The sequence below is a fragment of the Paenibacillus zanthoxyli JH29 genome (assembly GCF_000520715.1).
Classification (GTDB): Bacteria; Bacillota; Bacilli; order Paenibacillales; family Paenibacillaceae; genus Paenibacillus_AQ; species Paenibacillus_AQ zanthoxyli.
In genome coordinates this window covers 1-10,412 of record NZ_ASSD01000290.1, presented here as the reverse complement: position 1 = coordinate 10,412, position 10,412 = coordinate 1, and the positions used below count along the sequence as shown (strand labels likewise).

Sequence of the window (10,412 nt, the reverse complement as noted above, 5' to 3'; positions counted from 1 at the left end):
CGGCGATGGCATCGGCAAGCGGACGGGAGGCCGCCGCCATGTTGTAAAGGGCGCCGTGCGGTTTGACATGCCGGAGCTTCCCTCCCTCCTGCCGGACGAAGGCCTCCAATGCTCCGATCTGGTACGTAACGAGATCGAACGCTTCATCGGGAGAAATGTCCATGTTCCTTCTCCCGAAGCCCGCAAGATCGGGCAGGCCCGGATGCGCTCCGATACTTACCCCCATAGCCAGCGCGGACCGGACCGACTTGCGCATGACGGAGGGATCGCCCGCATGGAGTCCGCAGGCAATATTCGCCGAGGTGACCTCGTGCAGCAGTTCGTCATCCGCGCCGATGGTATAAGCGCCAAAGCTCTCCCCCATATCACAGTTTAAATCCAACTCAAGCATGATAACCCTCCTTCAGCTTCAGCCTGATCATCATTTCAAGCCGCTTCAACTTTCGCTCCTGGCATAGATACAGGGATTCGGCTTCTTGAAGCGTTACCTCCCGAAACTTAATATGCTCTCCCGGCGCAGCCTGGGCCATTACGGGAAGATCCACGCTTATGACCTGCGCAATCTTCGGATAGCCGCCCAGCGTCTGGCGGTCGGCCATCAATACAATCGACTGGCCGTCCGCCGGAATCTGAACCGTCCCAAGCGCTACGGCCTCGGACAAATACTCTCGCGGCGACTCCAGCATAATTGGCGATCCGGCCAAGCGGTAGCCCATCCGGTCCGATTGGGGAGTTACCTTGTAGGATGACTCCGCGAAGGCTTGGCGGCTGCGGAGAGTAAAATCGTCCCACTGGCGGCCCCGGACGAACCGGATTTCCGGGTTTGGGCTGTAGGCCGGAAGAACCGACCAGGGAACGGCCCAGGAGACAGCATAGAAGGAGCCGTCTTCCCCCGCCGCCCCTGAAATCGTCGACGCCTTGCTCTGCCTGCTCTCCCGCTCCCCCGGAAATGGATGGGGGTTCCGCAGCGGAGCAAGGCCTACGGACAGCTCATCTCCCGCTTTAAGCGCTCTCCCCTCAAATCCGCCGATTCCCGCGCGCAGGTAGGTGCTGCGGCTGCCCAGCACCACGGGGACATCCAGTCCGCCGGATACCGCCAGATACGCCCGGCAGCCGGAAACCGGCCTCTTAAAGACGAGCCTGCTCCCTTGACGCACAAACACGGGACGCCACATCGGCACGTCCCTTCCATTGATAACGGGAGTCATTTGGCCTCCCGTTATCGCAATCCAGTGATCCTGCCCGAACTCGGCAGCAAAGCCCGAGAGTGTGATCTCAAGCGCCGCCGCGCTATCATCGTTCCCGGCAATCCAGTTCGCTATACGATGGGCGGAACGGTCCATCGCTCCGGAGACGATCACGCCGTATTTTCCATAGCCCGTTCTTCCAAGATCTTGTACGGTTGTCAGCAAGCCTGGCTTATGGATTCTTATACTCATAATGGCTGCATCCCCCGCAATCTACGGTATTCTTCCGGTCCGATGGGGCAGAACCGGATATAATCCCCGCCCTGAAGCAGCGTTGGCGGCGAGTCGCCTGGCCGGAACAGTTCGAGCGGCGTCCTCCCGATGATCTGCCAGCCTCCTGGCGTCTCGATGGGATAAATGCCGGTTTGGGCGCCCGCAATGCCGACCGAGCCTGCGGGAATGCTGAGCCTTGGCGTCTTTTTACGCGGTGCTGCAATCGTATCCGGCATTCCTCCCAGGTACGGAAATCCCGGCGCAAAGCCAATAGCGTACACAAGATATTGTCCTCCGGCATGGATCGAAATGACATCCTCCTCAGATAGACCGTTCAATTCCGCTACATGCCCAAGGTCCGGGCCAAATTCCCCGCCATAGCAGACCGGAATGTCAATGACCTGCCCGCTTTGGACCTCCTTGTCATCCCCGGCCGTCTTCTCCATCTCCCGCAGGAGGGAACAGACATGCTCATACGCCGTCATTTTCCGCCCCGGAAGGCGAAGACCCATCAGATCATAATAGACGCACAGCGTGTTAAAAGCCGAAACACATTCGATAAAGCCGGGAAACGGACGGCCTTCAATCCGGCGCACAGCCGCCCTTATTTCTTGGTGAATCTTCTCATCAACGCCGGAGCCAAATTCGATCAGCACCGCCGAATCCCCCAGAGGGAAAAAAGACCAGGCCATCGCTTTCTTCCCCCCTTTCTATTGATAAGCGGCCACATGGACGGAACATCGGCTGACGAAATTTCCAGCGAACCACCACGGACCAGCTGCATTTTCTTTTTATAAGGATAAGTGATCGGCATGCCCGGGTAAACCTTTTTCCGCCCGTTTTACCGCTTCTTCCTGAATGCCAAACAGCCGAGAAGCAGCAGCAAAACGACAGCCAGCATCCCGATGCAGGCAAACACCTGCGTCATGCGTTCTCCAAAATGCATAAGAGGCATGCTGCGGAAAGAGAGCGCCGAGACGCTCATGCACATTATCCCCATGCCGATCAGAAGAACCGTGATCAGCCATTCGATTTTCTTCATCAACGTTCCTCCCGCCGCAGCGAAAAATGAAGCTCGAAACAGGTTTCTTCGCCCACCTTGCTGGTGACCGCGATGGTTCCTCCGAGCAGCCCCGTCAGTTTATGCACGATGGACAGCCCAAGGCCGGTACCGCCATGCATTCGGGAACGTGATTTCTCCACCCGGTAGAACCGCTCGAATATAAAAGGAAGCTCGTCCTCGGGGATTCCGATTCCCGTATCCTGTACGGTCAACTTCACCTCACCCGGCTCAAACGACAACCGGAGGCGGACCGATCCCCGCTCGGTGTACCGGATTGCATTTTCCAGCAGATTCAGTACAATTTGCTCCATCCGGGCACCGTCGGTATAGATCGTATGCGGCGTTCCTTCGACAGTGCAGTAGAGTTCCAGATTTTTGTCCTCGGCTTTAAGTCTCACCTTTTCGACCGCCTGCCCCGCAAGTTCCGCCAAATCGACCCATTCCGGCGAAAGGCTGATCTTGCCTTCCTCCATCTTGGCCAGCTCGAACAAATCGTCCACAAGATGCTGAATCCGCTGCGCTTCCATATAGATGATGTCAAGATACCGGTCCTTTTCCTCTTCCGTCTCGTACAGGCGCTCTTTGACAACGTTCGCATACCCCTCAAGGTAGGTAATCGGCGTCCGAAGCTCATGCGAGATATTGGCAAAAAACTCCTGCCGCGAGTCACGGTAACGCTGAAGATCGACGGCTAAATCGTTAATCGCTCCGGCAAGCGCTCCGACTTCGTCCCTGCTCCCGATATCCACTCTCGTCTCCAGCTCTCCGGCGGCAATCTTCCGGGTAGCCTTCTGCATCTGCAAGAGCGGCCTGGACAGAAACTGGGCGATAATCCAAGTGCTCCCCAAAGCGAGCAAAAACGCGCCGATTCCGGAGAGAATCAGCAAATTCCGCACTCCTGCCAGCGACTCGTCCATTCTTTCGGTTGAAGCCACGATATACAGAGCGGAGACGACCTGCCCATCCTTTACGATCGGTTCGACCGAAACGAAATAGCGCGCGCCAGCCGGATCTTTATGGAGATAGCTTACCTTTTGCCCCGAGAAAATCGCGCTGAGGTCCGAATTCCGGACAAAGGACATGCACCCGTGGTCTTGAACGCCCGAGTGCATCATGACGTTACCTTCGCGGCTCACATTATAAATGCCGACGCCCGAAAATTCGGCGAACGTCCCCATCATGCCCATCGTATCATTCTCCGAAGACTCGGCCATAACGGTAAAATGAGAGGCCAAGTCCTCCGTTTCCGTCCGCATATTGGCATAATAAAAGCTGGTGAACATCCGGTCGACAGCCACGCCCAGAAACAGCAGCACGACAAGGAAGAGGCCAGAAATGATCAGGCCGAGCTTCAGCCCGATTCGATTGTTCCTCATTGGATTCCCCCGGGCACCTGAAATCTATAGCCCACTCCCCAGACAGTCTGAACCGGATTGTAGCCGAGACCGGCTTTTTGCAGCTTTTCGCGGATATTCTTGATATGGGTGTCCACTACTCGGGTTTCACCCTCAAAGTCCAGTCCCCACAGCAACTCCACCAGTTCATCCCGGCTGAAGGCGCGCTGGAGGTTGCCGGACAGAACGGCCAGCAGATCGAATTCCTTCGGTGTCAGCTCGACCCCGGTATCCTTAACGGACACCTCACGCGCATCCGGACGGATAATCAGCCCCGGAAACTCCAGTACATGCTCCTTGGGTACCGCTTGCTGCGCCAAAGACGCTCTGCGGATCAGCGAAAGCACCCGGGCAACCAGTTCCTCCGGCTCGAACGGCTTGGTCAAATAATCATCCGCCCCGATTTCAAGGCCCCTGACCTTATCCTTCGTCTCGGAGCGGGCGGTCAGCATCAGAATCGGCACGCTGTCCTTCGCCCTAACGGCCTCACATACCTGCCAGCCATCCATGTCGGGCATCATCACGTCCAGCAGCATGATATCAAAGTTCCCACTGCCGATGAGCTTCAGCGCCTCCCGCCCCGTTGATGCTTCGCTGACCTGGAAGCCTTCCTTCGTCAAATAAATGCGCAGCAGATTTCGCATATTCCATTCATCATCAACAATCAGCGCACGCAGCTTCGCCATTATCGTCACCTTCTTTTTTACGATAAATCTGAGAGAATACATTAAGTATATATCCCGGATATGTGGAAAATATGTTGGCTCCGTTCACGATCAGCCGTCTTCTCATTATCGTTGATCCTGAAAGTGCAATCAATAAGGCAAGACTAGAAAAGCCATCCCGGGTTCGGGATGGCTCTGCGGCAGGAGCGGCTAAGTTACTACTCAGTATGGAAGATTTCTACTTCTGTTCGCCGCCGGATCTGGCGAGTCACAGGAAAGACTCCGCCAACGCCAGGCGCGGTCAGCCTAAGCCTTTACGCCAACTTCCGGGTTTACGCAGGTGATCGGCGTACCTCCGCCAAGCACCGCGAAGATGTTCTTAGCGCACAGTTCGCCCATGGCTACCCTTCCACCTGGCGCTTGTATTCAAATTCTCCCTTGTCGAACTGGCGCCGCGTCCCCACAATCAGAATCGCCCGGCACAGCCTGACTATGTTCGCCCAGAAGAGCTTGATGAACTTGTGGTCGATTACCTCGAACGCCTTGGTGCGGAACGCGATATCATCAGATTAACTCCTTAAAATACATGTCGACATACAGGTTTAGTGTATCACATCGGGCAAGAAAAGCGCTATATAAACTGAACTTTTGTTTTACGTAAGGATTGTCGCGGACTACGAGAAATGCTTGGAGTTCCGGTCGCTCCGCCTCTCATTCATTCCGAAGTTCAATTTAGCTAGCTTCTTATCCCTTTGTCTTTTTTCCCGGTTATGTATACCCCCGCAAATACAAGCAGCCCGCCGAGCACCTGCGCAAGCGTGACCGGATTGCCGAGCAGCATGCTGAGAATGGCCGTGAACACCGTGATCAGATTGAGATAGATCCCCGCCCGGCTGGCCCCGATCTCGCGGATCGACGCGTTCCAGAAAATGAACGACCCCACCGAAGGAAAAATGCCGATATACAAAATGCCCATGGTCGCCTTGGGACTAAGCGGAAGATGGATGCCCGAAGCCAGAAAGAAAGGAAGAATGAGCAAAAGCCCCATCAAAGCGGAAACCGCCGTAGCCGATATTGGAGGCAAACCCTTCATTTTCCGTCCAAGGATCGAATAGAACGTCCATACGAGAATCGCGGCCAGCATCAGCAGATCGCCAAGATTGTATTCGGTCTGAAAAATCAACTGCAGCTGCCCTTTGGTCAGCACCAGCAGCACGCCCAGCAGCGACACCAGCAGGCCCAAGCCTTTGGCGAGCGAGATTTTTTCCCGAAGAAAGAAGGAAGAGAACAGCACGATCAGCGCCGGATTCATCGCATTGACGAGCGCAGCGTTCATAGAAGTCGTAAACCGCAGCGCCTCATACAGCAGGAAGTTATAGCCGACCACACCCAGTACGGACATCAGCAGCAAGACTTTCCACTCTTTCAGGACGCTTTTCCAGTCGGGGCGTTCCACGAAATGTGCAATCGGAAACAGCAGAAACACCGCGATCAGCCACCGCGAGAACGTCATCTGCACCGGCGTCATCTCCGCCACCACATATTTGCCGAACACATAATTCCCCGCCCAGAACAGATTAGCCATAATTAAAAAAAGATAAGTACGGTACTTGCCCATAATCCCCGCTCGCCTCTTTCTATCTCTTAAAATGAAAAAAAGCCTCCATATATTATAATATACGGAGGCAAGAGGGGCTGCGAGATTGGAGTGATCGAAGGCTCCAAGTTTAGATCTGGCAACGGAGCAATCGGAACGAAAGTCATTGTTAAATACAGCAACGGAAAATGGCAAGTTACAAAAGCAATCTCTACTTGGATAAGTTAATGATATACGAAAAGGGTCTTTAAACAACCTGGTGCTTACTGAATGCTCGATAAGTAAGAGGCAATAGCAGTGCTGCAACGATTATTGCAAAGCCTACCATGACCTTGTACTCCGGAATCAATTGCCCAAAAATATGGAACACTTCGTAGCCGGTTACTCTTACAATACTATCCATCATATTACTCGGCAGCAAATGCATCATGTGATTAAACAAGCGGCTGCTTTTGCTTTCCTGAAGAAACATCGGACCGAGAAGGAAAATTGCGATTGCAATGATAACGGGAAAGGGACTCCTCATACAGCTGGACAGCCACAGCGTCACCGCCCCCACAAGCAGACAGGCCAGACCGCCAATGAATACCGCCCACAAATACGTTTCAACAATCGTGAAGGGGACTGGCTCCAACAGATCAATGATTTGCACACTGGCATTTCCGCCGTCAAATCCGCAAATCCCCAGCATCAAGAGCGTATAGGCCGTCAGCGCGAAGACTAAGAGTCCAGTGACACGATGAAGCTTGCTTTTAATTTGGCGGTGATGACCCTATTACGGCCATAACGAGAGGGTAAAATGATGGAGAATCCCTGCATAAAATGATTTCCTGCGCATAATCTTGCGCAGCTCGAACCGGGTCAACGTATCCATCAATTATGCCCCCTCCTTCTCTTCGCCAGCCCCTACTGTCGGTTCATCCTGAAAATGGTACAGATACAAATCCTCCAGTGTCGGCGCTACCGGTGCCGCGTGATTTGCAGGTTTCACCTTGGACACGATACGCAGCTCCACCTGATCCCCAGATTGCTCACACAGTAGCGGGCGTTCCATTCCTCCGCCTCCCGCGCTGGTATATGGCATGACCATACGCAGCCTTCCATCGTAGCCGTCAGTTGTTCCACCGTACCGGTCATCAATAACCCGCCTTGCTTCATCACCAGAATTTGGTCGGCTATGTATTCCACATCCGACACAATATGCGTCGAAAGGATGACAATCTTGTCCCGGGCCAGATCGGCGATGAGGTTGCGGAAGCGCACCCGCTCTTTAGGATCAAGTCCCGCCGTCGGCTCGTCCAGCACCAGCACGCGGGGATCGTTGAGCATCGCTTGGGCAATGCCCAGCCGCTGCTTCATCCCACCTGAGAAAGTGCGGATTTTCTTGCGGGCTGCCTCCGACAGGGCAACCATCCGCAAAAGCTCCCTGGCTTTGCCCTTTGCCGCAGGCAGAGTCAACCCCTTCAGTGATCCCACATACCAGAGGAACTCCTCAGCGCTAAAATCGGGGTAATAGCCAAAGTCCTGAGGTAAATACCCCAGCAGATCACGGTAGCGCTCCCCCATGCGGCCGATCTCCTCGCCGTTCATGAGAATCGTTCCCGATGTCGGTTTCAGAATACCGCAGATCATCCGCATCAGGGTCGTTTTTCCCGCACCGTTAGCCCCCAGCAATCCGTATACTCCGCTGTTCAGCCGGGCCGAAATGCCGTCTACCACTTTTTTCGCGGAAAATTGCTTGCTTACTTGATTCAAGGTCAGCTCCAGCATTTTAGGCTTCCTCCTTGTATGTTCATATCTCCTAAATATCTTTCCAGAATGTCACACCAAAATTTTTGTTGCGGTTTCGAGACTCCGGCAAATCTTACGCATTCCGCGTACCTCGGAGGCAATTCCTGCGACTGTGAGCACCAGCAATGCCTGCCATACCCCAACTGCCGATGATTCAAATAGCCAGAGGGAAGGATTGAACGCCAAAATCGTCTGCATCAGCGCCACTAGACAGCTATAGATCAGGCAGTAATACCCACAGTTTGGGGTACGAACCCGATTCAGCAGCCACAGGCAACCGAAACAAGTCAGATTAAATGGCACCAGCAAATAAAGCAGTAAGACAGTGATTTCCATTTGCATCCAAGCACTCATTAAGATGGCCAACAGTCCCAGACCTAACAGATCCGCTATCCCCAGCAGACTCATGCGGACCAGCGTCAGTTTCTCCAAAAGATGGCGTGTACTGAGTTCAATCTCCAGCATATGGAATCTTAACGAACGGGTCAGCGTCTGTTTCCCTGCTGCCACCAAGAGCGGCGCAGCGATAGAAGTCAGCATGACAAGTTGAACATTTCCGTCTTGTTCCTGGATAGATTTGTGCAGCAGCAACCCCATAGCTAAAATAATCAGCAATTGTGCAGCCCACACCTTCCAGTTGATGAAGCGAAGCTGGGTCATATAAAATTCTCCAAAGGAAGTTCTCCGGCTCGCCTGTGTTTTGCGGAGCACCTCCGCCGCCCCTTTAACCGTCTCCTCTAGCATCTGCTGATCAACGGGGAGCGAAGGGTAGTTCTTTAGGGCGGCGATGATGGCATGTTTCGATTCCTTGTTCAGCGGACTCACTCCTTTCCAAGTGGCGTCTTAATACGCTCAGCCCGCGCTTCACCCGATATTGCACCATGCAAACATTCACACCCGTTATTCGAGCGATGTCGCGGAAGGTTAAATCCAGGCAAAACCGCATAAATACCAGTTCCCGCTGATCTTCAGGCAACAACTGGAACAATTTATGCACCAGTTGTTGCCTTTCCACCTGCTCCTCTATGGAGCAGCTTTTCTGCAAAGCGGCCCGGTCTATTACTTCTTCTGCTTCCTCCCAGGATAGAGGCGGCCGCTTCCGCAGATGATCGTTACATAGATGGCGGGCGATCGTGTATAAATAAGCGCGGCATTTTCCCGCATTGGTATAACTCTCAATGTGCCGGCAAAAGCGGAAGAAGGTTTCCTGGGTCAAATCCTTCGACTCCTCCTTGTTCCAAACCCGCCAGCGGCAATACTTCTGGATGTCGGCGTAATACCGCTCGATCAGCGGCGTCAAATACTCCGTCTCCCCCTGCCGGATGCGCCGAATCCATTCACCCTCATCCACCACGTCCCCTCCTTTCTATTATGTATAACTATTTTTTACTGGATAAAAGTGAAATCATGCTGTGTCTTTTTTGTGAAGTTTATTGATCCTTATGTTATAGATTATAGATATTATCCACAAAAAAACGGCGTGCCGAATCTCCCGATTCGCACGCCATTTTTATACCCGTCACAGCACCAATTACATCATTGAACTTCCGCTCATCATGCTTCCCATGTTCTTCATCATCCCGGAACCGCCGGATTTCATCATGGTACCCATGCTGCCGTTCTGTTCATCGCAGGATTTATGCATGTCGTTCAGCTGCTGCTCGGACAGGTTCGGATGCATTTTTTTCATGAAGGGGAGCATCTCTTGAAAAGCAGAGTTTCCCGCATCGGCGGCATAAACCGCCGTACCGATGCCGAGTGTCAGCACGATAGCTCCAATGCCAATCCATAGTTTCTTTTTCATCGCTTATTCGCCTCCTTTCCTTATAAATAGCCTGTGGCGGATCTTACCCTCGGCTTACTGCCATGCAGCCTAATGACCGGAATGCGGGTTCTCGCCGGAAGCCGGGGAAATTTCCAGCATGTCGTCAATTTCGCTCTGCGCCTTGGCCGTAATAGCCGAGCTGTCGCCGGTAATCCAGGCGTGATTATACGGGCCTTCCGCCGGGGATTCCTTAAATTTCGGCATCAGCTCCATCAGGTAGCCCATGACCGAATCCGGCATGCCGGATTTCTCGGTGAACAGCAGCGGAGCATGCTTGCCAAGATGGCTGAACGGAGCGGCCGCAATGGCCAGTGCTGGCGAATCCGTCGTTACGAACGAGACATTATGTCCTGGCGTCGTGATTCCCCAGCCGAATCCATTGCTAGAATCCTTGAACTTGGCAAAAGCAATAGCATTCCGGTAAGGATCACTTCCGGAAATTCTTGTAACCGTTCCGTATTGCTTCAGCGCATCCTCAACTTTGGCTGATACAGCCGATTCGGGGCCGAGCACATAAATGGACGCCTTGCCGGAACGTCCCTCCAGCGCCTTCGCCGTCGCATCCGGCACACTGTCTTTGGTGACATAGAGCAGCGGCTCCGGCATGTGCGCGATCC

The 10,412-nt window shown here is 53.6% G+C and carries 14 protein-coding genes; all 14 read right to left on the bottom strand.

What is annotated here, in order from left to right; translation table 11 throughout:
* Nucleotides 1-391: 5-oxoprolinase subunit PxpA (locus L691_RS0110655; RefSeq protein ID WP_025690478.1), on the bottom strand; the 391-nt coding region annotated here is incomplete at its 3' end.
* Nucleotides 384-1,439, bottom strand: a complete 1,056-nt coding sequence (locus tag L691_RS0110650) for a 5-oxoprolinase subunit C family protein (protein ID WP_025690476.1) — start codon at nt 1,437-1,439, stop codon at nt 384-386. The genes L691_RS0110650 and L691_RS0110655, both read right to left, overlap by 8 nt.
* Complete coding sequence (gene pxpB / locus L691_RS0110645; RefSeq protein ID WP_025690475.1) at nt 1,436-2,152, bottom strand: 5-oxoprolinase subunit PxpB; 717 nt, start codon at nt 2,150-2,152, stop codon at nt 1,436-1,438. Before pxpB ends, L691_RS0110650 begins: the two co-directional genes overlap by 4 nt.
* Before the next feature lie 149 nt (nt 2,153-2,301).
* A complete protein-coding gene (locus L691_RS0110640; protein WP_025690474.1) occupies nt 2,302-2,502 on the bottom strand; it encodes a hypothetical protein in 201 nt (66 codons plus the stop codon).
* Nucleotides 2,502-3,899, bottom strand: coding sequence for a sensor histidine kinase (locus L691_RS0110635; protein ID WP_025690473.1), 1,398 nt, complete (start codon nt 3,897-3,899; stop codon nt 2,502-2,504). The genes L691_RS0110640 and L691_RS0110635 overlap by 1 nt, the downstream gene beginning before the upstream one ends.
* Nucleotides 3,896-4,603, bottom strand: coding sequence for a response regulator transcription factor (locus L691_RS0110630; protein ID WP_025690472.1), 708 nt, complete (start codon nt 4,601-4,603; stop codon nt 3,896-3,898). Before L691_RS0110630 ends, L691_RS0110635 begins: the two co-directional genes overlap by 4 nt.
* Before the next feature lie 715 nt (nt 4,604-5,318).
* Complete coding sequence (locus L691_RS0110620; protein WP_025690470.1) at nt 5,319-6,200, bottom strand: DMT family transporter; 882 nt, start codon at nt 6,198-6,200, stop codon at nt 5,319-5,321.
* Between the two features lie 226 nt (nt 6,201-6,426).
* Nucleotides 6,427-6,873: a hypothetical protein gene (locus L691_RS0110615; protein WP_025690468.1), complete on the bottom strand. Its 447-nt coding sequence runs from the start codon at nt 6,871-6,873 to the stop codon at nt 6,427-6,429.
* Nucleotides 6,874-7,056: 183 nt separating this feature from the next.
* Nucleotides 7,057-7,179: a hypothetical protein gene (locus tag L691_RS34075; RefSeq protein WP_332249077.1), complete on the bottom strand. Its 123-nt coding sequence runs from the start codon at nt 7,177-7,179 to the stop codon at nt 7,057-7,059.
* The gene (locus L691_RS28575) at nt 7,167-7,949 is read right to left on the bottom strand and encodes an ABC transporter ATP-binding protein (RefSeq protein ID WP_332249076.1); all 783 of its coding nucleotides are present in this window, start codon (nt 7,947-7,949) and stop codon (nt 7,167-7,169) included. Before L691_RS28575 ends, L691_RS34075 begins: the two co-directional genes overlap by 13 nt.
* Nucleotides 7,950-8,000: 51 nt before the next feature.
* Nucleotides 8,001-8,630 carry a hypothetical protein gene (locus L691_RS0110600; RefSeq protein WP_025690466.1) on the bottom strand — a complete coding sequence of 210 codons (630 nt, stop codon included), beginning with the start codon at nt 8,628-8,630 and terminating at the stop codon, nt 8,001-8,003.
* Between the two features lie 91 nt (nt 8,631-8,721).
* Nucleotides 8,722-9,321: an RNA polymerase sigma factor gene (locus L691_RS0110595; protein WP_025690465.1), complete on the bottom strand. Its 600-nt coding sequence runs from the start codon at nt 9,319-9,321 to the stop codon at nt 8,722-8,724.
* Between the two features lie 180 nt (nt 9,322-9,501).
* Nucleotides 9,502-9,774 (bottom strand): hypothetical protein, encoded by a 273-nt coding sequence (locus L691_RS0110590; RefSeq protein ID WP_025690464.1) that lies wholly within the window; start codon nt 9,772-9,774, stop codon nt 9,502-9,504.
* A 69-nt stretch (nt 9,775-9,843) separates the two neighbouring features.
* On the bottom strand, nt 9,844-10,412 hold a 569-nt coding region (locus tag L691_RS32705; RefSeq protein WP_025690463.1), incomplete at its 5' end, for a cell wall-binding repeat-containing protein.

Bases quoted from the DNA above. Each gene is read 5' to 3' on its own strand.
- L691_RS0110650 (WP_025690476.1), bottom strand. From the start codon at position 1,439: ATGAGTATAAGAATCCATAAGCCAGGCTTGCTGACAACCGTACAAGAT.
- pxpB (WP_025690475.1), bottom strand. From the start codon at position 2,152: ATGGCCTGGTCTTTTTTCCCTCTGGGGGATTCGGCGGTGCTGATCGAA.
- L691_RS0110640 (WP_025690474.1), bottom strand. From the start codon at position 2,502: ATGAAGAAAATCGAATGGCTGATCACGGTTCTTCTGATCGGCATGGGG.
- L691_RS0110635 (WP_025690473.1), bottom strand. From the start codon at position 3,899: ATGAGGAACAATCGAATCGGGCTGAAGCTCGGCCTGATCATTTCTGGC.
- L691_RS0110630 (WP_025690472.1), bottom strand. From the start codon at position 4,603: ATGGCGAAGCTGCGTGCGCTGATTGTTGATGATGAATGGAATATGCGA.
- L691_RS0110620 (WP_025690470.1), bottom strand. From the start codon at position 6,200: ATGGGCAAGTACCGTACTTATCTTTTTTTAATTATGGCTAATCTGTTC.
- L691_RS28575 (WP_332249076.1), bottom strand. From the start codon at position 7,949: ATGCTGGAGCTGACCTTGAATCAAGTAAGCAAGCAATTTTCCGCGAAA.
- L691_RS0110600 (WP_025690466.1), bottom strand. From the start codon at position 8,630: ATGACCCAGCTTCGCTTCATCAACTGGAAGGTGTGGGCTGCACAATTG.
- L691_RS0110590 (WP_025690464.1), bottom strand. From the start codon at position 9,774: ATGAAAAAGAAACTATGGATTGGCATTGGAGCTATCGTGCTGACACTC.